The 24,939-nt window shown below is 40.5% G+C and carries 25 protein-coding genes; 12 read left to right on the forward strand and 13 right to left on the reverse strand.

Translation table 11 applies throughout. From position 1 onward, the window contains the following. Positions 1-87 precede the first annotated feature (87 nt). Complete coding sequence (locus HCZ11_RS04395) at positions 88-912, forward strand: M90 family metallopeptidase (protein WP_167657759.1); 825 nt, start codon at positions 88-90, stop codon at positions 910-912. A 107-nt stretch (positions 913-1,019) separates the two neighbouring features. Continuing rightward, a complete protein-coding gene (locus tag HCZ11_RS04400) occupies positions 1,020-4,205 on the forward strand; it encodes an amidohydrolase family protein (RefSeq protein ID WP_167657760.1) in 3,186 nt (1,061 codons plus the stop codon). A 54-nt stretch (positions 4,206-4,259) separates the two neighbouring features. On the opposite strand, the gene HCZ11_RS04405 is transcribed toward HCZ11_RS04400, so the two are convergent. Then, positions 4,260-4,802 carry a TetR/AcrR family transcriptional regulator gene (locus HCZ11_RS04405; RefSeq protein ID WP_167657761.1) on the reverse strand — a complete coding sequence of 181 codons (543 nt, stop codon included), beginning with the start codon at positions 4,800-4,802 and terminating at the stop codon, positions 4,260-4,262. A 99-nt stretch (positions 4,803-4,901) separates the two neighbouring features. Between HCZ11_RS04405 and HCZ11_RS04410 the strand changes: the two genes are divergently transcribed. Then, positions 4,902-5,378, forward strand: a complete 477-nt coding sequence (locus HCZ11_RS04410) for an HPP family protein (protein ID WP_130051213.1) — start codon at positions 4,902-4,904, stop codon at positions 5,376-5,378. Between the two features lie 30 nt (positions 5,379-5,408). Here HCZ11_RS04410 and HCZ11_RS04415 read toward each other — a convergent pair whose 3' ends face one another. Then, positions 5,409-5,786, reverse strand: a complete 378-nt coding sequence (locus HCZ11_RS04415; RefSeq protein WP_054561783.1) for a hypothetical protein — start codon at positions 5,784-5,786, stop codon at positions 5,409-5,411. Positions 5,787-5,936: 150 nt separating this feature from the next. On the opposite strand from HCZ11_RS04415, the gene HCZ11_RS04420 reads away from it, so the two are divergent. Continuing rightward, positions 5,937-6,689, forward strand: coding sequence for a Nif3-like dinuclear metal center hexameric protein (locus HCZ11_RS04420; RefSeq protein ID WP_130051214.1), 753 nt, complete (start codon positions 5,937-5,939; stop codon positions 6,687-6,689). Positions 6,690-6,695: 6 nt separating this feature from the next. Here HCZ11_RS04420 and HCZ11_RS04425 read toward each other — a convergent pair whose 3' ends face one another. Then, positions 6,696-7,460, reverse strand: coding sequence for a YdcF family protein (locus tag HCZ11_RS04425; protein WP_167657762.1), 765 nt, complete (start codon positions 7,458-7,460; stop codon positions 6,696-6,698). 55 nt (positions 7,461-7,515) lie between these two features. After that, positions 7,516-8,403 carry a LysR substrate-binding domain-containing protein gene (locus tag HCZ11_RS04430; RefSeq protein ID WP_054551603.1) on the reverse strand — a complete coding sequence of 296 codons (888 nt, stop codon included), beginning with the start codon at positions 8,401-8,403 and terminating at the stop codon, positions 7,516-7,518. 314 nt (positions 8,404-8,717) lie between these two features. Between HCZ11_RS04430 and HCZ11_RS04435 the strand changes: the two genes are divergently transcribed. Together HCZ11_RS04435 and HCZ11_RS04440 are read left to right on the forward strand one after the other, a co-directional pair. After that, positions 8,718-9,410: an alpha/beta fold hydrolase gene (locus HCZ11_RS04435; protein WP_175580377.1), complete on the forward strand. Its 693-nt coding sequence runs from the start codon at positions 8,718-8,720 to the stop codon at positions 9,408-9,410. 2 nt (positions 9,411-9,412) lie between these two features. Continuing rightward, positions 9,413-10,237, forward strand: a complete 825-nt coding sequence (locus HCZ11_RS04440) for an alpha/beta hydrolase (protein WP_167657763.1) — start codon at positions 9,413-9,415, stop codon at positions 10,235-10,237. On the opposite strand, the gene HCZ11_RS04445 is transcribed toward HCZ11_RS04440, so the two are convergent. The 3 genes from HCZ11_RS04445 to HCZ11_RS04455 form a co-directional block, all read right to left on the reverse strand. After that, entirely contained in the window at positions 10,234-10,713 is a 480-nt protein-coding gene (locus HCZ11_RS04445) for a YchJ family protein (RefSeq protein WP_130051217.1), read from the reverse strand. The genes HCZ11_RS04440 and HCZ11_RS04445 overlap by 4 nt on opposite strands. A 40-nt stretch (positions 10,714-10,753) precedes the next feature. Next, positions 10,754-11,191, reverse strand: a complete 438-nt coding sequence (locus HCZ11_RS04450) for a SulA-like leucine-rich domain-containing protein (protein WP_130051218.1) — start codon at positions 11,189-11,191, stop codon at positions 10,754-10,756. 303 nt (positions 11,192-11,494) lie between these two features. Further along, positions 11,495-13,420 (reverse strand): S9 family peptidase, encoded by a 1,926-nt coding sequence (locus HCZ11_RS04455; protein ID WP_167657764.1) that lies wholly within the window; start codon positions 13,418-13,420, stop codon positions 11,495-11,497. A 149-nt stretch (positions 13,421-13,569) separates the two neighbouring features. Between HCZ11_RS04455 and HCZ11_RS04460 the strand changes: the two genes are divergently transcribed. Both HCZ11_RS04460 and HCZ11_RS04465 read left to right on the forward strand, forming a co-directional pair. Beyond that, a complete protein-coding gene (locus HCZ11_RS04460; RefSeq protein WP_167657765.1) occupies positions 13,570-14,160 on the forward strand; it encodes an ATP-binding cassette domain-containing protein in 591 nt (196 codons plus the stop codon). Beyond that, positions 14,157-15,251: a DUF6136 family protein gene (locus HCZ11_RS04465; protein WP_167657766.1), complete on the forward strand. Its 1,095-nt coding sequence runs from the start codon at positions 14,157-14,159 to the stop codon at positions 15,249-15,251. The genes HCZ11_RS04460 and HCZ11_RS04465 overlap by 4 nt, the downstream gene beginning before the upstream one ends. On the opposite strand, the gene fadE is transcribed toward HCZ11_RS04465, so the two are convergent. After that, positions 15,248-17,704 carry an acyl-CoA dehydrogenase FadE gene (gene fadE / locus HCZ11_RS04470; RefSeq protein ID WP_130051220.1) on the reverse strand — a complete coding sequence of 819 codons (2,457 nt, stop codon included), beginning with the start codon at positions 17,702-17,704 and terminating at the stop codon, positions 15,248-15,250. The two genes, HCZ11_RS04465 and fadE, sit on opposite strands and share 4 nt — an antisense overlap. A gap of 337 nt (positions 17,705-18,041) precedes the next feature. Between fadE and HCZ11_RS04475 the strand changes: the two genes are divergently transcribed. Next, on the forward strand, positions 18,042-18,806 hold the full coding sequence (locus tag HCZ11_RS04475; RefSeq protein WP_138599717.1) for a class II glutamine amidotransferase: 765 nt from the start codon (positions 18,042-18,044) through the stop codon (positions 18,804-18,806). Positions 18,807-18,823: 17 nt separating this feature from the next. Here HCZ11_RS04475 and HCZ11_RS04480 read toward each other — a convergent pair whose 3' ends face one another. The 5 genes from HCZ11_RS04480 to cmoA form a co-directional block, all read right to left on the reverse strand. Next, entirely contained in the window at positions 18,824-19,624 is an 801-nt protein-coding gene (locus HCZ11_RS04480) for a DUF3108 domain-containing protein (protein ID WP_130051222.1), read from the reverse strand. Further along, positions 19,569-20,216 carry a phosphoribosylglycinamide formyltransferase gene (gene purN, locus HCZ11_RS04485; RefSeq protein ID WP_130051223.1) on the reverse strand — a complete coding sequence of 216 codons (648 nt, stop codon included), beginning with the start codon at positions 20,214-20,216 and terminating at the stop codon, positions 19,569-19,571. Before purN ends, HCZ11_RS04480 begins: the two co-directional genes overlap by 56 nt. Beyond that, complete coding sequence (purM, locus tag HCZ11_RS04490) at positions 20,216-21,268, reverse strand: phosphoribosylformylglycinamidine cyclo-ligase (protein WP_130051224.1); 1,053 nt, start codon at positions 21,266-21,268, stop codon at positions 20,216-20,218. The genes purN and purM overlap by 1 nt, the downstream gene beginning before the upstream one ends. A 191-nt stretch (positions 21,269-21,459) precedes the next feature. After that, complete coding sequence (gene cmoB / locus HCZ11_RS04495) at positions 21,460-22,428, reverse strand: tRNA 5-methoxyuridine(34)/uridine 5-oxyacetic acid(34) synthase CmoB (protein WP_167657767.1); 969 nt, start codon at positions 22,426-22,428, stop codon at positions 21,460-21,462. Positions 22,429-22,455: 27 nt separating this feature from the next. After that, complete coding sequence (gene cmoA / locus HCZ11_RS04500; protein ID WP_063706202.1) at positions 22,456-23,181, reverse strand: carboxy-S-adenosyl-L-methionine synthase CmoA; 726 nt, start codon at positions 23,179-23,181, stop codon at positions 22,456-22,458. A gap of 118 nt (positions 23,182-23,299) precedes the next feature. Between cmoA and HCZ11_RS04505 the strand changes: the two genes are divergently transcribed. The 3 genes from HCZ11_RS04505 (at position 23,300) to HCZ11_RS04515 (ending at position 24,885) form a co-directional block, all read left to right on the forward strand. Further along, positions 23,300-23,980 (forward strand): DUF3334 family protein, encoded by a 681-nt coding sequence (locus HCZ11_RS04505; protein WP_063705977.1) that lies wholly within the window; start codon positions 23,300-23,302, stop codon positions 23,978-23,980. Between the two features lie 244 nt (positions 23,981-24,224). After that, on the forward strand, positions 24,225-24,503 hold the full coding sequence (locus tag HCZ11_RS04510; RefSeq protein ID WP_167657768.1) for a hypothetical protein: 279 nt from the start codon (positions 24,225-24,227) through the stop codon (positions 24,501-24,503). Positions 24,504-24,582: 79 nt separating this feature from the next. After that, entirely contained in the window at positions 24,583-24,885 is a 303-nt protein-coding gene (locus tag HCZ11_RS04515) for a hypothetical protein (protein ID WP_167657769.1), read from the forward strand. The last annotated feature ends 54 nt before the right edge of the window (positions 24,886-24,939 follow it).

The following is a 24,939-nucleotide window of genomic DNA, read 5'->3' on the forward strand; positions in this document are numbered from 1 at the left end:
AATCTGAAAATAAAAATGTGTGCAAACAATTGATCTTTTCTTGTTTGCACACATTAAAGTATCAAGATTGTTTTTTAGGCGATAGTAATGCTTAACGTGGTTTTGATACTTTTTTTAATAATTTTTGTTGTGTGTTACTGGCGCTGGGACGACATCCGTAATCACTTTTGGCAGAAAAAATACCTCAATAACTCCCTCAATGTTCAGCAAAAAAATCTGCTGTTAAAATATATGCCTATCTACCGAAAGATGACGGATGCCGATCGTGAAAAGCTGGAGCGTCACATCGTTTGGTTTTTAAATGAAAAACGCTTTATTGGTTGTGATGGCCTTGAGCTTAATGATGCAATGAAGCTGATTGTAGCGGCAGATGCCTGTGTTTTAGTGCTTAATAAACCTTGGCCTTTGTATCGCAATGTAAAAGAGATCCTTTTATACCCAAGCGCGTATTATGCCCCGCAAACTTCTCGTGATAATGCTGGGCTTGTGAGTTATCACAATACTGTGCGACAAGGTGAATCATGGCCGGGCGGAACGCTGGTATTGAGCTGGCATGATGTCCTTGAGGGGAATCGCTTGCCAAGTGATGGTCATAATTTGGTGTTTCATGAATTTGCCCATCAGCTCGACCAAGAAACCGGCAAAACTACAGGCACGCCATTGCTTTCGAGTAATGAGGATTACCAAAAGTGGGCAAAAGTATTTAGCCGTGCGTTTAATCAATTAAAAACCCATTTAGCCTATGGCATGCCTCATGTTATTCACAGCTATGGCGCGACCAATGAGGCAGAGTTTTTTGCTGTTATTACTGAAACCTTTTTAGAAAAGCCTGCTGAACTCAGACAGTTTGACCCAGAAATATACCATTTACTGGTTGGCTTTTATCAGTTTGATCCGATTGCGTGGCATTAGTCGACTATTTACGTCTGTTTAACACGAATCACTGGAATCTTGCTATGCTATTTGGTGCAATCCTAAAAGTGTGCATATAAGCAAAACAATAAAAAAGTGAGATTTCAATGAAGAAAATGCTTCATACAGCGCTTGCTGTATCGATTTCACTTGCTTTAACAGGGCAAGTGGCTGCAGCTGAGCAATCAAATGATGACAAATGGCAGGTAGACGCACCAAAAGGCCAATTCTTAGACGCTAAAATTAGTGTTGAGCAAGGCACGTGGATGAATGTTGATATTAGCCCTGATGGTAAAACAGTCGTGTTTGACCTACTCGGCGATATTTATACCATGCCAATGTCTGGTGGTACTGCAACGCAATTAACCAGTGATATAGCATGGCAAATGCAACCGCGCTTTAGCCCTGATGGTAAGCACATTGCATTTACTTCAGACCAAGGTGGTGGCGACAACATTTGGGTTATGGATTTAAATGGTGAAAACCAAAAGGCAGTAACGAATGAAACATTTCGTTTATTAAATAGCCCAGCTTGGAGCCCTGATGGAGACTACTTAGTGGCTCGTAAGCACTTTACTGCAAGCCGCTCTTTGGGTGCAGGTGAAGTATGGCTATACCATAAAGCGGGTGGTAAAGGTGTACAGCTAACTGCACGCGAAAACGACCAAAAAGACTTAGGTGAGCCAATGTTCTCGCCTGATGGGCGTTATGTTTATTTCTCTCATGATGCAACGCCGGGTAAAACATTTCATTACTCTAAAGACTCTGTAGCGGGTATTTATAAAATTAAACGCTATGACCGTGAAACTGGCGATATTGAAACAATTATCGATGGCATGGGCGGGGCTATTCGTCCTACACCTTCGCCAGATGGTAAAAAGCTTGCTTACATCAAGCGTGATGATTTTCAAACAAGCTTGTACTTATATGACCTTCACACCGGTGAGCATACTAAGCTGTATGGTGAGCTTGAGCGCGATATGCAAGAGACATGGGCTATTCATGGCGTATATCCAACAATCGCTTGGACACCAGATAACGAACAATTGGTATTTTGGGCTGGTGGTACTATCCATAAGCTAGATGTCGATGATAAGTCTGTTTCGACTATTCCATTTAAAGTTGAAACCAATAAGCAAATTCAAAAAGCAGTGCGTTTTACACAAAACATCGATAGCGATAATTTTGATGTGAAAATGCTGCGCAATGTACAAATTTCACCAGATGGTGAAACGGCTATATTTGAAGCGCTAGGTCATATTTATAAGCGTGATTTAGAGTCTGGCAAAGTGAAGCGCTTAACTAAGCAAGACGATCACTTTGAATTATTCCCACAGTTCTCTCGTGATGGAAAGAAAATTGTTTACACAACATGGGATGATAATGAGCAGGGCTCAGTACGTGTTGTATCTGCGCGTAGTGGTCGTGGCGATACTATTACCAAAGAGCCGGGTAAATATGTAGAGCCAACATTTAGCCCAGATGGCAAAACGGTTGTTTACCGTAAAGCGTCAGGCGGCAGTATTCTTAATCCTACATGGTCATTAGAGCCAGGTATTTACTCAGTAAGTGCTAAAGGCGGTAAAGCAACGCTTATCACTAAATCAGGCTATCAACCACAATTTGGTGCAGCAAACGACCGTATTTATGTGATGAGTCCTTGGCCAAAACCAACATTAAGCGTTGTTGAACTTGAATCAAAACAAATTCGTAAACTTTATGAATCAGAGCATGCAACAGAGTTTAGAGTATCACCAGATGGTAAATACTTAGCGTTTGCAGAGCGATTTAAAGTGTTTGTCACGCCATTTGTTGAACGTGGTAAAACCATTAATATTGGCCCGAAAGATAGCCAATTCCCAATTGAGCAGCTCTCTGTTCGTGCGGGTGAAAATATCAGTTGGAGTGGTACAAGCGATAAACTTTATTGGAGCTTGGGCCCTGAGTTATATCATGCAAGCCTAGCGGGTTTATTTGATATTAACCAAAATGCTGAGACTGATTTTAAAGTTAAAAGTGGCGACAATATCGGTTTTACAAAAACCATGGCGGAGCCTAAATCTGTATTTGCATTAACTGGCGCGCGCATTATTACCATGAATGGTGAGCAGGTCATTGAAAACGGCGTTATTGTTACCGACGGTAAGCATATTAAAGCTGTAGGTAGTAAAGACAGTGTTGATATTCCTAAAGGCGCAGAAGTAATTGATGTGACTGGTAAAACAATTATGCCGGGTATTGTTGATGCGCATGCACATGGCTCGCAAGGTAGCGATGAGATCATTCCACAGCAAAACTGGAAGAACTTAGCTGGATTAGCGTTAGGTGTGACAACGATTCATGATCCATCAAACGACACCACTGAGATTTTTGCTGCAAGTGAAATGCAAAAAGCAGGCATGATTGTCGGCCCTCGTATCTTCTCTACGGGTACCATTTTATATGGTGCGAATATGCCAGGTTATACATCGCACATTGACTCGCTAGAAGATGCTAAGTTCCACCTTGAGCGCTTAAAGAAAGTGGGCGCGTTTAGTGTTAAATCATATAACCAACCGCGTCGTGAACAGCGCCAGCAAGTAATTGAAGCAGGCCGTGAACTTGAAATGATGGTTGTGCCAGAGGGGGGATCATTACTGCAGCACAACTTAACTATGGTGGTTGATGGTCATACGGGTATTGAACACTCAATTCCTGTAGCCAATATATACGATGATATTCGCCAGCTTTGGTCTCAAAGCGATGTTGGTTATACGCCGACATTGGGTGTAGCTTACGGTGGTATTTGGGGTGAAAATTATTGGTACGACAAGACAGATGTATGGAATCACCCACGCTTAAGTAAGTTTGTACCAAAGAATCAACTTTTACCTCGTTCAATGCGTCGTGTTAAGGCTCCCGATCATCACTATAATCACTTTAACAATGCCCGTGTTGCTAAAGAGCTACAGGACTTAGGTGTATTAGTGAACTTAGGTGCACACGGTCAACGTGAAGGTTTAGCGGCACATTGGGAAATTTGGATGTTTGCGCAAGGTGGTATGACACCACTTGAAGCTATTCGTGCAGCAACGTTAGATCCCGCTAAATACATTGGCCTTGATAACAACATCGGTTCTCTGGAGCCGGGTAAACTTGCCGATTTAATTGTTATTGACGGTAACCCGCTAACTAACATTCGTGATACAGATAAAATAGATTACACCATGATTAATGGTCGTTTATTTGATGCTGCAACAATGAACGAAGTGGGTGAGAAAAAACGCGAAAAGTTATATTTCGAAAAAATCTAACAAAGAGAAGGTTTAACTTAAAGCGGCCATTGTGCCGCTTTTTTTATGATTTATTTATTGTTTTAAGTGAGGAAACTGTTTAGTTCCTATTAGTTTTGCTTGGCAGATCATGCCTTCAACGAGCGTCATTAAATAGTAGCTTTGCGTGTCCAGCTGCGCACTTTCCATGTTATTACACGATGACAGACGCAGTTTAATTAACTGCTGTATGGCCATTTTATGTTCTTTACAGGCTTGATTTATCGGGCTAGTAGGATCAGGAAACTCGGCTGCAGTGTTAATAAATAAACAGCCATTGAAATCACCTAACTCAGTCACCTCAGAATTAAACCAAGCTTCATGGCAGCTGATCAAAGCTACTTTAAATTCTTCAACAGTGGTTAGCTTGCTGGTGGCATGCGTTAACCAATTTAAGAATTTGTTATGTCGCTCACTAAGGCACGCAAGTAATAATTCATCTTTACTTGCGAAATGGTGGTACATGGTTTTTTTGGCGACACCAGCCACATTAATAATTTCGTTTATTCCCACACTATGAATGCCTTTTTGATAAAAAAGTGACAGGGCAGTCAAAATAATATGTGTTCGTTTATCCATAACAAAGCCTCATTGGGTGACTAATGATAGCTTGACAGAAGTAGACCGAGTTGTCTACCATTTGCGAGGTAGACAACTCGGTCTACTTTTGGAGGTGTTATGGAAAATAAGTTTCGTAAAGCTGCTATTGCTGGCATATTTGCTTGTATGGCAATTTTTGTTTTAGCGTATTTGCAGCAATTAGGAAATTATGGTGTTTGGTTGATGGCGCCATTTGGTGCAACTGCGGTGCTGGTGTTTGGTGTACCGCACAGTCCTTTAGCGAAAGCGAAGAATGTCATCGGCGGGCACATTTTGACTGCTTTAATCGGCGTTGTATTTGTAAATTATGTTGGAGTAGGGCCTGTTGAAATTGCTTTAGCCACAGGGTTGGCAATTAGCCTGATGATGTTGACAGATACAATTCATCCCGCAGCAGGCGCTAACCCAATTTTGATTATGCAATCTCTACAAAGTTGGGATTTTTTAGTGATGCCCGTACTGATTGGAACTGTGTTTATTGTGTTATTTGGTTACTTAAGTCAATGGCTATTAAATATTCAGTTGAATGGACATAAAAAAACCGCTAACGAGTAGCGGTTTTTAAAATTTTTAAGTGTAATTAAATTACACAACACCACGCGGTAAACGACAATCGTGGTCTTTTTCAGCTAGGTTAACAATCCAAAGCTCTTCAGCTTTGTAACCATCATCGTTTGCTGTAACAACAGTGAACGATGCTTTCTTAGCTGTTTTAGCCGGCGCAGCGGTTTTAGTTTTGGTTTTTTTCGCTGGTGCTTTTGGTGCTTCTTCTGCTTTAGGCTCAGCTGTTTTACCAGAAGTGAGCTCTTCAGTCAGCGCTGCAACATCAGCAAGGCGCATATTTTTGCCACCGTCGATGCTATACCAACCAGGTTTTGTTGTGATTTCAGGTTTCTTACCATTCGCTGCTTCGTATGCTGCTTCGAAGGCATTTAACACTTCTGTTTTGTCTAGTTTGCTCATCAGAGACCCTATACGTTGTAAACACAGATTAAGAATATATATTTATACCTATTTTCAGCTTACTTTTCAATTTTTTGCGATTTTCCTTCCATTTTTCACTCATAAACGCCAAAATTTGCACAAAATAGAGGGTTGAAGGACGATTTTTATATGCAACGCAAACAATTTACTCAATTATTAAACGACATTCTTAAACCTGATTCTATCGCTGACTTTTGCCCAAATGGCTTACAAGTTGAAGGTGCGAGCGAAGTAAAAAAAATAGTGACGGGTGTCACAGCAAGTCAAGCATTGATTGATGCTGCTATTACACAAAATGCAGATACTATTTTGGTACACCATGGTTATTTCTGGAAAGGGGAATCACAGCCAATCACGGGCATGAAAAAGCGCCGTATAGCGGCACTTTTAAAAAATGATATTAATTTATATGGCTATCATTTACCGCTAGATATTCACCCCGACATTGGTAATAACGCACAATTGGCAAAGTTACTCGATATTGAGTTCACAGGCGGGCTTGAATCAGGTCCAAATAGTGTGCCAGTAAAGGGACGTTTAAAAACACCGTTAAGCGGTGAAGAGTTTTCCGACAAAATTACTCAAGTACTTAACCGTGCACCATTAACTAGCTTGGTTAGAGAACAGAAAATCGAAACCATCGCTTGGTGCACAGGAGGTGGACAAGGGTATATTGATTTAGCGGCTGCTCAAGGTATTGATGCTTATCTTACTGGTGAAGCCTCTGAGCAGACTATTCATAGTTCACGTGAGCAAGGCATCGACTTTTTTGCAGCAGGACACCATGCTACTGAGCGTTATGGCATTAAAGCCTTAGGCGAACTTTTAGCTGAGCAGCATGGTTTTGATGTAACGTTTATCGACATAGACAATCCAGTCTGATTAAGTCTATAGCGTCTCTGGATCAATCCAGCGGCGCACACTCACCCATGCACTGCCAATTTTCTCATGAGCAACTCTGGTCACTGCAACAAGTACAGCGTCATCAGGTATAAACTGTTTATACGTTGGATACTGACTAAAATCTTGAAAGTCGGTTGCCGCTGGGATCACATCAACACCTTGTGCATTAAATAAGTCTTTCGCTCGCGGCATATGGCTTGCTGAGGTGACTAGGGCAGTTTCTTTATCAACTAAATATATGGCAAGTCGTTTCGCTTCTTCTGCGGTATCCATAGCGAGGGGATTTTGTTTAATTCTCGTTGCAGAAATACCTAACGCTTTTGCTGTTTCAAACATGAGTTGACTATTGGTGGTATTAGCAAAACCGCCCCCTGATACATAGAGGGTGGCATTTGGATAATGGTGAGCAAGCTTAACACCTTCAAGTAAGCGAGCAAGCGCACAATCGCCTAACTGGTGGTTTGCTTGAAGGCGCGAGTTGGGCATTATTGAGCAGCCAAGTACCACAATATTATCAAGTTTAGGATGTTTTGCTTGGTTAAATTGCCATGCAGGGTTATTGCTTGTAGCTATCAATGACTGGCCAATAAATGGCGTGCTTATCAGCATTAAAGTTAAAATGCTAACAAAGCCAAAATAGAGTGCTTTGCGTTTATGTGTAATGGCTAAAAATACCATCACTAAAGTAAGCAGCCCCAACAACGGCAGGGGCATTAATAATGAGCCAATGATCTTTTTAATTTCAAACATATATCAATGCTATTGTCTGTGACAGATAATGCTATGTTAGTTATTTTGCCTTGCTTTAGCGACCGTTATTTTGCTTACACGTATTTAAAAAGTGGCGATAAACAGGGTTATCTTTCATATTTTTTTTCATCGCTAAATACATAGGGCGTGTAAGACCTAATGCACCTAACGGAATAGACTTAATAAGCCCTTGGCTTTCATAAGGGGTGACTAGCCAATCTGGTAATGCTGCAACTCCCATACCTGCGCTCACTAATTGGAAAATCAATAAGCCTTGGTCAACAGTTTTAAGGGTGCCATCAAATCGTGCATTTTGAATGAAATGTTTAAAGATATCTTGGCGCTCACGCGGAATAGGGTAAGAAATAATTGTTTCGTTCTTTAAATCAAGGGCCGTGACATAGGCTTTTTTTGCCAATTCATGATCCGGTGCAACGATTAGTTTTAATTTAAAATCAAACAGGTGAGCATATTCAAGCTGATCTGGTTCACGGATATCAGAAGTCAGCACTAGATCTAATTCATCATTAATTAAATCTGGGATAGCGTCGTAACTAAAGCCGCGCTCGTAATCAATTTTAATATCAGGCCAAAAGTTATTAAATTCTTTTATGGTTGGTAGCAACCAATGAAAGCAGGCATGACACTCAACACTTAAACGTAAATTTGATATTGGCTGATTCAGGCTTTCCTTTAAGCGACATTTCGTTGCTTCAACTCGAGGTAATACCTCGTTAGCAAGTTCCAGAAGTAACATACCTTGTGGTGTGAAGCGCACAGGCTGTGTCTTACGTTCAAACAGTTGGCAATCTAACTTATTCTCAAGATCTTTAATTTGATGCGATAAAGCCGATTGAGTTAGAAATAACTCACGCGCTGTATTGACCAAAGAGCCTGTTTCTTTAAGGGTCGCTATGGTTTTTAAGTGTTTTATATCAATCATCTTTAAAAAATCTCATGAAAAATGTGAGTCTGACTCAGATTACGAACATACTACGCCTTAGAATTATTTTTTTCAACGTCTAGACGTCTAAAATTGGCGATTAATTTAACCGCTTTTTTACAATACGCCTTCCTATAAATAATTGACAGCGTTGTCATGTAATTGTTTGTATTTTAGTTATGAAATTATATGAATTTACCTCAAGTTGAAACTTGCTATTTTAATAGTGTTATAGCTTGCGAGAACTAACTTGATATTTATTTTCAATTAATAGTAGTAGGGTAGAGCTGTTCGCTAAGGTATTATTTTTTATAATGTTATTATCTAAAACAATGGTAGTTTTATTTTTCATAGGGATGTCTGTGTTGCGTACTGTATTTTTACTCTGTGTTTGTTGGGTTATGCCTGCTTTTGCTGGCACTATTAACAGCCAGTTTCCGACAGAAATTGACCCACATGGTCACTATGTTTTTTATTCACATGGTTTTATTGTAGAAGGGCATAACCCTAAGCCTGTTCACAAAACCTTTGGGATTTATGATTTTGTTGCCGTAAAAGAAGCGCTTGCAGATGAGAGCTATCATTTAATTGCTTACCATAGACCAAAAGGCACTGAACCTTTTGTGTTTGCGGAAAAGCTTGCAGCAGACGTTGAAGCATTAATAACTGCCGGTGTTGCTGAATCAAACATCAGTTTGGTTGGTTTTTCAAGGGGTGGGGCATTGTCGATAATGGCAGCCAATGAACTTAAACGTACAAATATCAACTTAATTATTTTAGCTGGTTGTGCTGGTTTAATTAAAAAGCTCCCATCAGTTAAAGCTTACGGCAAGGTTTACTCTATCTTTGAACGTTCAGATCAGGTTGGCTCTTGTCAATTTTTAATTGATAGGAATGAGGTAACCAAGTTCGAAGAAATAAGCATCAATACAGGGCTTTCACATGGCGCATTTTATAAGCCAAAAGATGAATGGGTGTTACCTATTAAGAAGTGGCTAAAGGATTAACTATGCCTTATATATTGTTATTTTTAGCGATTAGTGTTTTCGGAATAAGCTTTTCAAGCGATGCTGAGCCGTTTACGTTGCCGCGCACTGATACAGTTTTGCTTAAAGATAAACAATCAGACAACGAATACCCAATCACTATTAAACTGCCACCTAGCTACCAAAAGCAAAGTCATAAACGCTACCCTGTGGTGTATCTATTAGATGCAAATTATAGTTTGCCAATTGCCTCTGGTGCTAGTCGCTTTATGATGAATTCGGGGTCCATTGAAGAGGTGATTATCGTTGCTATAGGATACCAAAAAGGCATGTCTGGGCTTAATAGCCGTATTTATGACTACACCCCATTTGAAGATAAAAATTGGCAGCGACAGACTGGGGGAGCAAGAAACTACCTCAATTATTTAAAACAATCCGTATTGCCCTATATTGATGCTCACTACAGAACAAGCCAAAAAAACACCTTGGTCGGTAACTCGCTTGGTGGTTTATTTGCAGCCTATACCTTGTTTACTGAGCCTACGCTTTTTTCTAGTTATGTCATAGGTAGCCCTTCAGTGTGGTTTAAGCAGCATGACCTTTTAGCTTTACCTGTGGTGTCCACGAGCAAAACAACTAAAGTGTATATTGGTATCGGAGAACTTGAGGAAAGTGAAGGTGAACAAATGGTTTCGGGCGCAAGGCTATTAGCAGCTAAAATTAATAAACAAAGCGGCGCGCTGGTTACAACAAATTTATTTGTTATCCCTCAGGCACGCCATGCAACAGCATTCCCAACAACGATTACCCAAGCCTTAGACTGGATTTACCAGGTTAATGATAACTAAAGAGCGTGACACTTTTTATATTTTTTGCCGCTACCACAAGGGCATTCATCATTACGGCCAATTTTAATATCTGCAACTGGCGTTATATCACCATCTAGGTAACGCCATAGGCCATCTTCTTTAATAAAACGCGATTTTTCGTGTAACTCACAATACAAGTTTTGGTAAAAGTAATTTGCTTTAAATTCTACAAAACCTTCTTGATCATTATGTTCAGTATCTAAAACACTGAGTTTGGTAAAACGGCAGCTATTAGCAAAATCTTTGATTTCGCGAACCGGGTTAGCGGCTTGCTGGCTTTGTGCATAGGTACTAAATACATATTTAGCATCTTTTAGCGCGTAGGCACTAAAACGAGAACGCATAAGTTGCTCTGGGTTATCAGCTTGGCTTGCACCTGTATGAAAAGGTTGGCAGCAAAGCTCGTAAGTCAATTCGCTGCCACAAGGACAAAGGGAGTGTGTGAGTGATGTCATAACAACTTACCTAAAACTATAAATTGTTATTTTAACAAGCCTATTGTGGCTGCGGTACTAAATTGTTTAATTGGGCGCTTTTTGTAAAACAATAAAACTTAGCAGATGCCTGCTCAAGGTTTAAGTTCATCGAATCAAGTTGATGATTGCTTACAATATCTGTCCATGTGATTACAGCAGCAAAATTACCGTTATGTAATGCTGAGCTAAGTACGTACTCAAGGTTAACTAAATGCTTTTGTCTTATCACAAGCAGTTTGCTGGTATCAATCGAACACGAATCTAATAACGCTTTACTAGGAACATGATCAGGAGCAATTAATAGGGTCCATGCATTTTGGCTATTGTAATGATGCAATACCTTTAATAGTTCAAAGGTTGCTGATATTTCGTCTTCAATTTGAATTAAGTTAACAGACGCTTTGTCGTTATCTTGTTGGTAGCTTTTAACTGTTCTTAAGGTAATTGGCTGTAACATAACTTTCACTCACTGGTTGTTTATACAGTATGTGTATACAGTAGTTTATACAGTATTCTTGCGCAAGTACTTTTTTGCTATTTTTTAACCAATAATTCAGTTTTATTTTAATTAAAATAATTTAGTTGTTATTAAACAATTGGTTATGGTTTTGTGTTGAAGGTTGAAAAAGGTGAGAAATTTACCGCTAAAGCTATACAGTATTTTATACAGTACTATGTAAATAGCTAAGTTTTGCTTCTATACAGGTATTTTGCATAAAAAAGCCGGTATAGAAACCGGCTCTTAATCTTTGTAGTTCTGCTATTTATCTAAGTAGGTATTTAAAAACTCAAGATATGCGTTTGAGGCTTTTATACGGTTTTCCTTTTTAGTAAACCCATGGCCTTCATCATCGAATAATACATATTCGACAGGCACACCATTTGCTTTTACAGCGGCAACGAGCTCATCGCTTTCAACTTGTAAAACGCGAGGGTCGTTAGCACCTTGAATCACCATTAAAGGCTTAGTGATGTTTTTAGCATGAAATAGTGGCGAAATTGCACGGTGACGTTCACCGTCTGTCGCGGGGTCGCCCATTTCGTCATACAGCGCCTTTTTAAAGCTTTCCCACCATGGTGGAATCGAGTTTAAGGTTCTAACCCAATTCGTTACACCAAAAATATTAATGCCGACTTTAAACTCTTCAGGTTCGAAGGCAAGTGCAGCAGCAGTCATAAAACCACCATAGCTGCCCCCTATGATGCCAATTTTATCAGCATCGACCCAATCTAGGCTTTGCAGGTGTTTTTTACCGTAAACGATATCTTGTAAATCGTCAGTGCCATGCTTTTTGTCATCTAAATGGAAGAAGGTTTTACCGTAACCTGAGCTACCTCGGTTATTGACTGCAAAAATGGCATAACCATGATTTACTAGATGTTGCTGCATAGCACTATATCCAGTGCGGCTTTGTCCACCAGGGCCGCCATGCACCCATACTAAAGCAGGTACTTTGTTGTTGCTGTTGGCTTGCTTAGGCTTGTATAAAACTCCCGGAATTTCTAAACCATCAAAGCTTTTAAAGCGCACAATGGTGCTTTCAACCAAGTCACTTTGATCAATTGCATCACTTAATGTATTGGTTAATTGTTTAGCTTTCGACTCACCGACTTGCCATACAAATAGGTTGCTTGGAGAGGTGTCTGAATTTAGGTAAAACGCCATGGTTTTTTCATCAGCTGAAAAATTTACACCGCGTAAGTTACCAGCAGGCAGTGATGGCATGGCAATACCTTTACCTGTGGTGGTATCGATTATCGACACCTTAGTGCTTGCATCAGCATTAACACCGCTTACTTGGTAACGGCCAGATTTAGAGAAGTAAATAAAGCTTACATCCCACTCATCTTTGAGGGCAGGGCTGTGCTCACCGGTAGTTAAATCATAACGCCATACTTCTGCAAACTCACCCTTAGCATCAGTTGAGTAGTACAATGATTTACTGTCTCTTGAAAATGTTTCAGGGCCGTATTTAGCGTCGCCGTCATGGCGGGTAATGAGCTCTGGTTTCAGAGTTTTTTTACGCGTATCGAGAATAAAAACATCGCTGTCTTTGTTCGAATTGTTTTTCGATAAAGCAATAAAGCGGCCGTCAGGGCTGATTGCGCCGACATCAAGGCCCATGGTATTTTGATAAACAGGTGTTACTTCATAGCTGTTTGCATCAACACGATATAGGTCCATAAACTTAGCATCACGCTGATTGCTGGTTATAAAAAACTGTTTACCGTCTTCGGTGAAGCCAGCAAACCCTGCTCGGGTTTCTTCACCAGGGGTGAGGTCTTTCACTGTGCCATCTGTTTCGCGAACATAGATGTGATAACGCTCGTTACCGCCTGAGTCTTTAGTAAATAATACGCGCTCATCTTGAGGGAAATAAGCCACTGCATAAGTACTGTCTTCAAAGTCTGTTAAGCGTTTTTTTTTGGCGGTTTTTATATCTACTTCATACAGGCTATAAATGCCGCTTTCGTCACTGCTCACGAGTATTTTGTCGCCTTTAGGTGAAAAGCTGCTGCCCATAATTGAGGTTGTATCAAAAAAAGTTTCAGCATCATACTGTTTAACAGTTTGGCTTTGTTGCACGCTTTCGGTGATGCTAGTTGATGGGGTTGATTGTGAACATCCTGCAAGTGCAAGGCTAAGCGCACATGCAACTGCTGCTATTTGAAAACTCGGTTTCATTGTAATTATTCCTTGTTAATTTTTCGTTATAAAGTGTTGCCTGTTCATAATCTAAACGCAAGTTTTACCCGTTCGATATTTGTTACAAATCATGTAAATGAATAGGTACATGAGTGTGTTATTATTTTTTCACTATTAAAGGAATAAACATGATTGAAATTAACAACCTCAATAAGCGCTTTGCCTCAGCGCACGTGTTCAAAAACTACAGTAAGCAATTTCAGAATAAAAAGGTTTGTTTACAGGCAGCCAATGGTAGAGGAAAAACAACATTACTGATGATGCTAGCTGGCCTTGAAAAGCCGCAATCAGGGGTTGTTTTATATAATAATCAAGCATTAAAGTCGCCGCAAAACGATGTTTCAATTGCTAGCGACCGTATTACGCTGCCAGATTTTTTAACTGCGCGGCAGATTATTGAACTTAGTTGCAATGCGTTAAAGAAAGATATGCCAGAGCAACTTATAACTGGATTTAACTTTACAGAGCATTTCAATACTCGCTTTAGTGCTTTGTCGAGTGGCAATCAAAAGAAGTGTCAGCTTATAACAGCTTTTTTAAAGCAAGCTCCATTTTTACTATTAGATGAACCGAGCGCTGCGCTTGATCAAATAAGTATAAAATTTTTGCTGACCATACTCGATAGCTACCTAGATGATAAACCTAATGGGCAGGTCATCATTACAAGCCACGAACCAGAGGTGTTTATACAACACGGTTTTGAGTGCACATCACTATGATAAACTCCCTTGCTAGTTACTTGTCATTCCTTTCTTTTCGATACCTAGCATATACGACCACCCTCAAAAGCATGCTGTCTCAGTTAAAGAGCTTTAGTTTGTTGTTCGCACTAGTACTGGGCCCAGCTTTCCTTGGCATGGTTTTATTGTTGTTTTTAGGGCTTGGAAAAATAGTCGATAGCCATGCAGCACCTGCTTACGGTGCAAAATTAGCAGTGATTTATCTCTTACTTGAATCAGTGATGTTATGGGCCATGGCGCCAGCCATTAAAAATTCGCAAAATAGGGCATTTCAGCGAAGTCTTTATAAATACAGTTGGCGAGTATGTGTTGACTGCAAATTACTACTTTTAAGTAATGCTTGGCTTATTGCCAGTTTACTAATAGCAGTAGATCTATCGTTAAAGCAATGGTTACAAGTGCCTCATTTTATGCTGTTTATGTTGTTGCAGTGGCTAAGTGGAGTATTTGTTCTTTATAGGCCTCGTGCACTTATTTATAGTTTATTGCTCAGTTCTGTATTGGTATTACTGCCTGTTAGTTTAACTTCACTGCAATACTATCTAGGTTTTGTTGCTATTTTCGGTTGTTCGATTTTACTCCCTCCTCTAAGAAAAAGTCATAAGTTAAAGGTACACTCGCTTGCTTTATTTTGGCTTAGTTACTTTATACAGCACAGCTGGAGCTTAATATGGCGTGGCTCAGTATTGTTAGCATTCTTGCTCGCTTTATTACAGCTAATTGAAGTTCGTAATGACTTTAGTGACTTGATACAGGCTGTGGCTTTTTCAGTATGCGTGTTGCTAACGAGCTCGCTGCAGTTCGATTGCTTATCTGTTTTTAAAAAATACCGGCTGTTCTTTCAAAGCAATAACCAAGACAAGCCGTTTTATATAAGCCAGTTTTTACCGAGCTTTATATTTTTTGCTGTGGCTTTAATTGTTGTTATGAGCATGCTTGGCACTAACTTGATTTACATCCCCATTGGGGCATTATGGTGTGTATTGCAGCAATATTTAGTGCAAAAAAAACCAGCGCAATTTGCGCTGGTTTGGTTTTTCATAACAATTGGAATTGTTTTGCTAGCTTAAGCGGCGTCTGCTTTTTTATCGCTCTCGCCGCGGGCTACCTTACCGGCAACTAAGTCAGCTGGGTCAAAGTCGTCAACGTTAATAACATCAAGACGGGCTTTTTCAACAGCAGCTAATTTGTCGGCTTCAGCTTGGCTTAAAATACCTGCTTCAAGGCCCATTTGCGCTACTTTATCAAGCTGGAAGAAAGGCAGTTTCACGCCTTTTTCACGGCATACCTTGTCAAACAAAGGCTCAACTTCAAGAATGTCTTTAAGCGTTTGCTCCTGACGACCCACAAGGTTAAGCGGCTCGTTTTTAAGGTAAATGTAGTTAGCTAAACGGTTACGAGTTTCGCTTGGTACTTGTAATAAGTGAGCAAGTTTGTGCTCAAGCTTATCTGTAGGCTTACGAACTGGACGACCGAATGGGAATAACATGATTTTTAGCATCGCACGAAGTGGGGCAGATGGCATGTTGTTAATTAAGTCAGCTAGTGCACGTTGGCAGTGGTAAAGGTGATCTTGGCAGCTCCATTGAACAAGCGCAAAATCTTCTTTTTTACGGCCTTCGTCGTTGTAACGTTTAAGTGTTGCAGATACAAGGTATAAGTAGCTTAGTAAGTCACCTAAACGTGCAGAGATACGCTCTTTACGTTTTAATGAACCACCAAATACCGCCATGCTGATATCTGACATTAATGCTAACGATGCACTGAAACGTGACGCAACACGATAAAACTCAGCGGTTTCATCTTTGTACGGCGTACTCGTAAAACGTGCATTTGTAAATGCTAACCACTTAGTGCGAACAAGGTTCGAAATAGTAAAGCCAACGTGACCCATTAACGCTTTATCGAATACTGCAAGGGCTTCTTCGCGGTCTTCAATTGCACAAGCACCTAGCTCAGTTAACACAAATGGATGACAACGAATTGCACCTTGACCATAGATGATCATGTTACGTGTTAAGATATTTGCACCTTCAACGGTAATCGCAATTGGCGCACCTTGGTAGCCACGACCTAAATAGTTGTTTGGACCAAGCATGATGCCTTTACCACCGTGAACATCCATGCCGTGAATAGTCGCTTCACGCATTTGCTCAGTTAAGTGGTATTTAATAATTGCAGATACAACCGATGGTTTTTCACCAAGGTCAACAGCCCCTGTAGACATACTAACTGCAGCATCAGAGCTATATGCGTAACCTGCAAGTTTTGCCATTGATTCTTCAACACCTTCCATTTGACCAATTGGTAAACGGAATTGACGACGAATACGGCTGTAAGAGCCTGTTGCAAGCGCGATTGTTTTTATGCCACCTGTAGAGTTAGACGGCAATGTGATTGCACGACCAACAGATAAACATTCAACAAGCATACGCCAGCCTTGACCTGCCATTTTCGGGCCACCAATGATGTAATCAAGTGGTACAAAGATATCTTTACCGCGAGTAGGACCATTTTGGAATGGTACGTTTAGCGGGAAGTGACGACGGCCAATTTCTACTCCCGGAGTATCTGTTGGGATCAGCGCACAGGTAATACCAGGTTCTTTGTCATCACCTAGTAAACCGTCAGGATCTTGCAATTTAAATGCAAGGCCAAGTACAGTTGCAACAGGAGCAAGAGTAATATAACGCTTGTTCCATGTTAGGCTAATACCAACAACTTCTTCACCGTTCCATTGACCTTTACAAACAACACCGTAATCAGGAATTGCACTTGCGTCAGAACCTGCTTCTGGTGAGGTTAGCGCAAAACATGGAATTTCTTGACCACTCGCTAAGCGTGGTAAGTAATGATCTTTTTGCTCTTTAGTACCATAGTGCTGAAGTAATTCGCCCGGACCTAATGAGTTAGGTACACCTACGATAGAAGATAGCAACGTTGATTTACTTGTTAGTTTTTGCAGTACACATGATTGTGCATAGGCAGAAAACTCTAAACCGCCGTATTCTTTTTTGATGATCATGGCAAAGAACTTATTATCTTTTAGATATTGCCAAACATCTTGCGGTAAATCAGTTAGTTCGTGAGTTGCGTGCCAGTCATCTAGCATACTACACACTTCTTCAACAGGACCATCAATAAATGCTTGTTCTTCGATAGTCAGTTTAGGAGCTGGGTATTGGTGTAATTTGTTCCAGTCAGGACGACCACAAAACAGATCCGCTTCCCACCACGTAGTACCGGCATCGATTGCTGATTTTTCAGTATCCGACATAGTCGGTGTTACTTTTTTGAAAGCAGCAAAAATAGGTTTAATGATGTATTGTTGACGAACGCCAGTCACAGAAAGTGGCACAGCGATAAGTAAGAATAGTAGCCAACTAATTGCGCCAAACGCGCCAGCAAATGTGCCAACAAGTAAAGTCGCAATGGTAATACCTAAGCAGGTATTCCAGCTTGCTCTGTGGTAACTCGCAATACTAAGCAGCACGAGTAAACCAAGTAAAAATATGAGAGTCATTGATTATTCCTTAATAGAGGTCAGACCACCTCTTTTAGAGTAGCGCTAGAAAAGCGAATTATCAAGAGCAGAACAGAGATTAAAACAGTCTGTTCAGTGAGTTTTATTCATTTAAAAATGACTATCAGTGCAAAAAGATTTACAGCAAATTAGAAATTGTTGAGTAATTACTGATAATCAGCGCCGCTAAAACAGCTATTAGTTGTGAATTGCTCAGATAGTTCTGAAAATCTCAGCATAGCAGTTGCCATCTTTAGCGCTATGTTTAACAATGAGCGCAGGCAGGGATCAGCCCATCATGCCTTTCCTTCGATTAGTTTTATAGGTTAAGAGTTCTATGTGTGAGTTGCTTGGCATGTCGGCCAATGTACCAACGGATATTTGTTTCAGTTTTTCAGGATTATTAGAGCGGGGTGGTAATACTGGCCCACATAAAGATGGCTGGGGCATCACCTTTTATGAAGGTAAAGGCTGTCGTACATTTAAAGATCCAGAGCCAAGTTGCCAATCAGAAATTGCTAAACTCGTTAAAGCGTATCCAATAAAAAGTATTTCGGTGATAAGTCATATTCGCCAAGGTAATCGTGGCCGTGTATGTCTTGAAAACACTCATCCATTTACCCGAGAGTTGTGGGGACGCGAAATTACCTATGCTCACAACGGGCAATTATCGAATTATCATGATTTAAAGCCAGATTATTATCGGCCAGTGGGTAATACCGACAGTGAGCTAGCGTTTTGTTGGTTGCTCGATAAAATTCGCGAAAAATACCCTAAGCGCCCATCAAATATGGCATCTGTATTTCGTTATGCTGCTAAGCTTGCTCACACACTGCGTGAAAAAGGCGTATTTAACATGCTACTTACCGATGGTGTGTATGTTTTAGCTTATTGTACCAATAACTTACATTGGATCACTCGTCGAGCACCGTTTGGTAAAGCAACATTAATTGATGCTGATATGGTGGTCGATTTTCAAAAAGAAACCACACCGAATGATGTGGTTACTGTCATTGCGACAAGACCACTCACCAATGACGAGCGCTGGCAAAAAATGGAACCGGGTGAGTTTGCACTGTTTAAAATGGGCGAAAAAATCTAAAAAAGAATGAAGCGCTATTAGGGCGCTTCTTTACTTTCTTCATTTGTTAACGAGACTGGCGTGGTCACAGTGAATGAATTAAGTTGCACTTCAAATTGTTCTACCCCTTTTTCACCTTTCCACATACGAACTAACATGTAGTCCATTTCAGGAGCAAACCAAGCTAGCGCTTGACGCTTATCGTTATCGTATAAACGTTTTACTTTAATGGCTTCTACATTACCAATTGGCAGCGAAATCATTTCTGTGCCCACAACTTCAAAGTCGTAATTTCGCAGATTACCTTTTTTATCAATCAATGGATACGATAATTGCGTTTTGCCTTGTTTTAGTTCTTCTCGAACTTGTACTTGATAAGACAGTGAATCTTGAAAATCATCAGACCAATCAATTTTAAGTGGGTATTTACTTTGATTGCTTTGCACTTGCTTTTGAGTTGAATCAAATTTTAAGCTGTATTCTTTATCAGGCCCTGTTCCCGAGCGCTCCATAGTGTAACTTACTGGAGAGATTTTGTGATCATGATAAGTAAACATTGATGTTTCTTTTCGTGAGTCCGAAAAAATCATCCATTCGATTTCACTGTGATAAGTGATCACGTAATTACCGTCTGCGGCTCTTTTAAGCTCGCGGACTGCTTTACCATGGGTTTCGCCTTTACGAAGTACATCGTATTCTGCTTGGTATTGAGTGAGGTCGCCAGCTAAAACACTGGTAGGAAGTAATAAAGTGCCCACACAAGCAAGTAGGGCACTTAGATTTTTATTCTGGGTAGTGCGCGCCGTGTGCAGGAAGTTTCTTTTCGTCAAAAACTGCATAATCTGCTTCCATCTTGAGTCGTTGTTCACTGAACCACTTGACCACCAATGGATAGATTATATGTTCTTGCTGATGAACACGTTGTGCGAGTGTCTCTGCGGTATCGCTTTCGAGTACCGGAACTTTGGCTTGAAGAACAACGGGACCGCCGTCTAGCTCTTCTGTGACAAAGTGAACACTAACACCATGAACGTCATCTTTTGCATCTATCGCTCGTTGGTGGGTATTCAGCCCTTGGTACTTAGGCAACAAAGAAGGGTGAATGTTCAACATTTTTCCCTTAAATTTTTGCACTAAGCTAGGAGTAAGAATACGCATAAAACCAGCTAATACAACTAGATTTGGTTCAAAATTGTCAATAATGTCCATTAACTCAGCATCATAGGCCTCGCGCGAGTCAAAATCTTTATGGCTAAGTACACGAGTTTGTATACCTGCATTTTTTGCTCGCTCAAGGCCATAGGCGTCGGCTTTATTACTAATTACAGCGGCGATTTCGGCCTTAATTTCACCACGCGCACACGCGTCAATGATGGCTTGAAGGTTAGAACCGCTACCAGAAATTAATACAACAAGACGACAAGGGGTCATTAGTCACGACCACCTAAAATTTCTACTTGCTCTTCGCCTGCTTTCGCATCTTGAATCTCACCGATATGCCATGCATTTTCGCCAAGATCTTTAAGAATTGTTAAGCTTTGCTCAAGTTTGTCAGCTGGAACAACTAATACCATGCCTACACCACAGTTGAATGTACGGTACATTTCGTGTGTTGTGATGTTGCCGTTTTCTTGTAACCAGTTGAAAACTACAGGCCATTCCCAGCTGTCGCCTTTGATTACTGCTTTTGCAGACTCAGGAAGTACGCGCGGGATGTTTTCCCAGAAGCCACCACCTGTGATGTGAGATAACGCGTGTACATCAACTTGCTTGAATAGCTCAAGTAATTGTTTAACGTAGATGCGAGTTGGCTCTAAAAGGTGATCGCCAAGTGCTTTGCCTTCAAGTTCAGCGCTTGTGTCTGCGCCAGATACTTCAAGGACTTTACGAATTAATGAGAAACCGTTTGAATGAGGACCACTTGATGCAAGTGCGATTAATTGGTCGCCTGCAGCAACTTTAGTACCGTCGATAATTTTTGATTTTTCTACCACACCAGTACAGAAACCAGCCATGTCATAGTCTTCGCCGTCGTACATACCTGGCATTTCAGCAGTTTCACCACCGATTAATGCACAGCCAGAAAGCTCACAGCCTTTACCAATACCTGTTACAACATCAGCCGCAGTATCTACGTCTAATTTACCAGTTGCATAGTAATCAAGGAAAAATAGTGGCTCTGCACCTTGTACAATAAGGTCGTTTACACACATAGCAACAAGGTCGATACCCACTGTGTCGTGCTTTTTAAGATCGATTGCTAAACGTAGTTTTGTACCAACACCGTCTGTGCCAGCAACCAGTACAGGCTCTTTATAGCCAGTTGGTAGTTCGCAAAGTGCGCCAAAACCACCGATACCGCCCATTACTTCAGGACGTCTGGTTTTTTTAACTACGCCTTTAATACGCTCAACAAGTGCATTACCGGCATCGATATCTACGCCCGCGTCTTTATAGCTAAGAGACTGTTTTTGTTCGCTCACAGGTTTTCCTCAAAAAAGTTGCATGTGGGTTGCTTAGAAACGCGCGTATTTTACAACAATTGCAATGGCGCGGCTAGTTGAAAAATCACTTTAACCGACTTGACAAGGACAGTTGTCCGGTTTTTTTTGCTTTCAAGTTACAAGGCTAAAGTATCAAGCAAATGACCCTTCAGCCTTGTAACTGATATTTGTTAAGCTTTCGCGGTTAAAATAGCGCGAAGAGGGGCTGGGTAACCTTCGATGGTTTTGCTGGTGTCATTTGGGTCTAAAAAGTCGACTAATGATTCGTTTTCCATCCACTGGGTTTTGCGTTGTTCTTCAAGCGTTGTGATTGCGCAGTCTTTTACTTGCACATATTTAAAACCAACGCGCTCCATCCATAGTTTTAATGCGGTGGTGCTTGGGATAAACCATACATTACGCATTTTCGCATAACGGTCGGTTGGCACTAAAACTGTGTGTTCGTCACCTTCAACAACCAAAGTTTCAAGAACTAACTCACCCCCTGGGCGAAGCTGTGCTTTTAATTGTGCTAAAAAGTCGATAGGTGAACGACGGTGATATAAAACACCCATCGAAAATACTGTATCGAATGCTTTTAGCTCTGGCAGGGCTTCTACACCTAGCGGCAATAAGTGCACGTTGTCATCTTGATGATAATGCTTTATCGCTTGGAATTGGCATAAGAATAAATCGGATGGATCAATGCCCACTACAAAATTAGCGCCTTCACCGCGCATGCGCCACAAGTGATAACCTGAGCCACAGCCAATATCAAGCACAGTGCGGCCTTTTAACGGTTCAATATGAGGCAGTAAACGATCCCATTTCCAATCACTGCGCCACTCAGTATCAATCTCGATACCGTGTAAGCTGAATGGTCCTTTACGCCATGGCATCATGCGCTTTAATAAATGCGTTAACTGTTTTTGCTGGCCTTCAGATAGCTCATCACCGGTGCCAATTTGTACTTTATCCTGAAGGTTCACATGGTTTGTGCTTACCTCAGGTAAGTTTTTCAGCACTTTTTGCCATTTTGGTAAATCACCGTGGCTAGCTTCTAGTTCCCAGTGCTTTAATTGGCCAGGCAAAGTTTCGAGCCAGTGGCTAAGCGGGCTTTGTGCAATCGCAGCGTAAAATTGGTTAAACCATTGAGACATGAAATACTCTTTATATCGTTGTGATGATTACTTGATTGCAATCATCGAGCAGAAGTTAAAACATTGATACCACACTTGCGTTTGGCTAAAACCAATTTCACTTAATCGGTTTAAGTGGGTAGATAAATGATCAGGGCGCATGACATTTTCGATAGCCGTGCGCTTTTGGCTGATCTCCAGCTCTGAATAGCCGTTGTGACGTTTAAAATCATGGTGCAAATCAATGAGCAAATTATCGCATTGCTCATTTTCACCTCTAATTTTTTCGCTAAGCAGCAAAACGCCGCCAGGTTTTAAATTTGCATAAATCTTTTCAAGCACTGCTTGGCGCTTTTCAGGTGGAATAAACTGTAGTGTAAAGTTCATCGCTACCACAGAAGCATTTTCGATTGCTAAATCGTTTATATCACCCAGCGTGACAGTGACCGGCACGTCAGAGCGAAAACCTTGTAAATGTAATTTACAGCGTTCAACCATCGCTTCTGAGTTATCGACGGCAATAATATTACAGTTATCGGTGCGAATATTACGGCGCATACTTAACGTTACAGCACCAAGTGAACAGCCTAGGTCGTATAGGTTTGAATTACTTTGCGCGTATTCGCCAGCCAGTTTACCTATGGTGCTAACAATGGTTGCGTAACCCGGCACCGAACGCTGGATCATATCAGGGAAAACTTCTACTACATGTTGGTCAAAGCTAAAGTCTTTAACCGCTTGCTCAGTGGCATAAATACTGTCTTTTTGCGTCACGTGAACAGTCTCTTTAAAAAATAATACCGCTATTTTAGCATTTTTAACTGGATAGTCAGTGATAAATTCAGTAGCTTGGCTAGAATTATCAATAACAAGTACAAAAAAGAGAAGTTTAATGACAAAAAGCAAAGTGATCAGTACAGAAGATATCTTATCAACTCTGTGTCATTCAGTGACTGGAGTTCTGTCTTCAGCAAGTGGTAACGGTATTAGTTATTCTGCTATGGTTCAAAAAATCACCCGCACCTGTATGCGCCCAGATATTGGCTGTTTTGTATTGTTCGATGGTGGCTTTACCGGTCTTGTGGTAACAAACTTCACAGCGCAAGCAGCCATGGAAATTTACCATGATTACATGCGTAACATGGGTATGCCAGAAGACGAAATTGCACAAAGCCATTTATCAGATGATGTGGCGAACGTACTCGGAGAGCTGATGAACCAAATCGTTGGTGACTTTACGTCAAAAGTACGTGACCAGCTGCATACTTCTATCACGCAAAACCAACCTAAGATGATGGCAATTAACAAGCAGGTGCAAATCTCTGTTGATACTACCATGGATAGACCGCAAGCACGCCGTGTGACATTCACCACAGCTAAGCAAAATATCTTCTATCTTGAGCTGGCAATGGATAAAACTGAATTCATCAAGCTACATGACTTTGATATTTCAGAAGCCGTTGACCCAGATGACATCATTGAGAACGAAGCTAAACAAAAAGCTGAAAAGCAAAAAGCATCATCACAAGCAGACGATGCAGATGATGATTTTATGGCAGAACTTGGTTTGTAAACCAAAGACTTGAGCTATCAGCTATCAGCCGTCAGATACAATAGAGGCGCGGGTCAGACCGCGCTTTTTTGTGTTTAAAATGCTAAACACTCAGTGCTTTATATTAAGCATATTGCAACTGTAAAATTCAATTGAGGGCACTAAACTCGGAGTTTGAAATATGGTTTTGCAGCTTTTATTAAGTTAATGCTTTGGTGCGTTATACATAAATTAAATAACTGAAATAACTCAATAGGCAGTTGAATTGAAATTTAATCACATATACCAAGATGTTATTGTCGATGAAGTGAAGTTAAAACGCACTGGGAATGAGTTTCAAGTGTTTGTGACATTCCAAGCTCAATCAGAGACTTTATATGTTGTACTTAATGGAGTCCGAGAGACTGATAATATTTCCGATTTGTTAGAAGCAAAACAACTTTGGCTCGAATATACCGAATCTAATCAAGCTGAGTATGGCAAATTTACCCTAGGTATTTCACATGAGAGTTATACGGAAATTTGTTTTGACTCATTAGCTTAAAGGTCTTTTAAGCTATATTGGTATGAACAAAATATATATCCATGTTAGCAATTACTTACATTCTTTTTTGAGGGAAATCGTGCTGCAAGAATTAGAACATTGGAGAAGTTCAAAATCTAAAATTTTGACAACTGAAAAATTCAAGATTGTTATTTCTGCTCAATTGGGTGAGCCAATTAAAGCTCAATACATTGAAATTAAAGGCAATGGCCTTATAGCAAGAGCAACACTTTGGGAAAATGGTAATCTTGTATTAAAAGCAATTAGTTGCCAGTCTGGTAAGCAGGTAATTTTAAAACAGCTGAATTCATGTGAGGTATGGCAAATTGACGATGAACTTAACTGGTGGTTGAGTGAAATTGTTATTTACGACCCCTCATAATCGATGCAGTTGAGTAACTAGTCTTGGCTTAAAGCTGAACTTAAAGCTCCTTTT

Origin of the sequence: Pseudoalteromonas sp. HF66 (genome assembly GCF_011806445.1) — a bacterium.
Classification (GTDB): Bacteria; Pseudomonadota; Gammaproteobacteria; order Enterobacterales; family Alteromonadaceae; genus Pseudoalteromonas; species Pseudoalteromonas apostichopi.

What these genes read in the sequence shown, in the direction of transcription:
- HCZ11_RS04395 (WP_167657759.1), top strand. Translation starts at nt 88, where the DNA reads ATGCTTAACGTGGTTTTGATACTTTTTTTAATAATTTTTGTTGTGTGT.
- HCZ11_RS04400 (WP_167657760.1), top strand. Translation starts at nt 1,020, where the DNA reads ATGAAGAAAATGCTTCATACAGCGCTTGCTGTATCGATTTCACTTGCT.
- HCZ11_RS04405 (WP_167657761.1), bottom strand. Translation starts at nt 4,802, where the DNA reads ATGGATAAACGAACACATATTATTTTGACTGCCCTGTCACTTTTTTAT.
- HCZ11_RS04410 (WP_130051213.1), top strand. Translation starts at nt 4,902, where the DNA reads ATGGAAAATAAGTTTCGTAAAGCTGCTATTGCTGGCATATTTGCTTGT.
- HCZ11_RS04415 (WP_054561783.1), bottom strand. Translation starts at nt 5,786, where the DNA reads ATGAGCAAACTAGACAAAACAGAAGTGTTAAATGCCTTCGAAGCAGCA.
- HCZ11_RS04420 (WP_130051214.1), top strand. Translation starts at nt 5,937, where the DNA reads ATGCAACGCAAACAATTTACTCAATTATTAAACGACATTCTTAAACCT.
- HCZ11_RS04425 (WP_167657762.1), bottom strand. Translation starts at nt 7,460, where the DNA reads ATGTTTGAAATTAAAAAGATCATTGGCTCATTATTAATGCCCCTGCCG.
- HCZ11_RS04430 (WP_054551603.1), bottom strand. Translation starts at nt 8,403, where the DNA reads ATGATTGATATAAAACACTTAAAAACCATAGCGACCCTTAAAGAAACA.
- HCZ11_RS04435 (WP_175580377.1), top strand. Translation starts at nt 8,718, where the DNA reads ATGTTATTATCTAAAACAATGGTAGTTTTATTTTTCATAGGGATGTCT.
- HCZ11_RS04440 (WP_167657763.1), top strand. Translation starts at nt 9,413, where the DNA reads ATGCCTTATATATTGTTATTTTTAGCGATTAGTGTTTTCGGAATAAGC.
- HCZ11_RS04445 (WP_130051217.1), bottom strand. Translation starts at nt 10,713, where the DNA reads ATGACATCACTCACACACTCCCTTTGTCCTTGTGGCAGCGAATTGACT.
- HCZ11_RS04450 (WP_130051218.1), bottom strand. Translation starts at nt 11,191, where the DNA reads ATGTTACAGCCAATTACCTTAAGAACAGTTAAAAGCTACCAACAAGAT.
- HCZ11_RS04455 (WP_167657764.1), bottom strand. Translation starts at nt 13,420, where the DNA reads ATGAAACCGAGTTTTCAAATAGCAGCAGTTGCATGTGCGCTTAGCCTT.
- HCZ11_RS04460 (WP_167657765.1), top strand. Translation starts at nt 13,570, where the DNA reads ATGATTGAAATTAACAACCTCAATAAGCGCTTTGCCTCAGCGCACGTG.
- HCZ11_RS04465 (WP_167657766.1), top strand. Translation starts at nt 14,157, where the DNA reads ATGATAAACTCCCTTGCTAGTTACTTGTCATTCCTTTCTTTTCGATAC.
- fadE (WP_130051220.1), bottom strand. Translation starts at nt 17,704, where the DNA reads ATGACTCTCATATTTTTACTTGGTTTACTCGTGCTGCTTAGTATTGCG.
- HCZ11_RS04475 (WP_138599717.1), top strand. Translation starts at nt 18,042, where the DNA reads ATGTGTGAGTTGCTTGGCATGTCGGCCAATGTACCAACGGATATTTGT.
- HCZ11_RS04480 (WP_130051222.1), bottom strand. Translation starts at nt 19,624, where the DNA reads ATGCAGTTTTTGACGAAAAGAAACTTCCTGCACACGGCGCGCACTACC.
- purN (WP_130051223.1), bottom strand. Translation starts at nt 20,216, where the DNA reads ATGACCCCTTGTCGTCTTGTTGTATTAATTTCTGGTAGCGGTTCTAAC.
- cmoB (WP_167657767.1), bottom strand. Translation starts at nt 22,428, where the DNA reads ATGTCTCAATGGTTTAACCAATTTTACGCTGCGATTGCACAAAGCCCG.
- HCZ11_RS04505 (WP_063705977.1), top strand. Translation starts at nt 23,300, where the DNA reads ATGACAAAAAGCAAAGTGATCAGTACAGAAGATATCTTATCAACTCTG.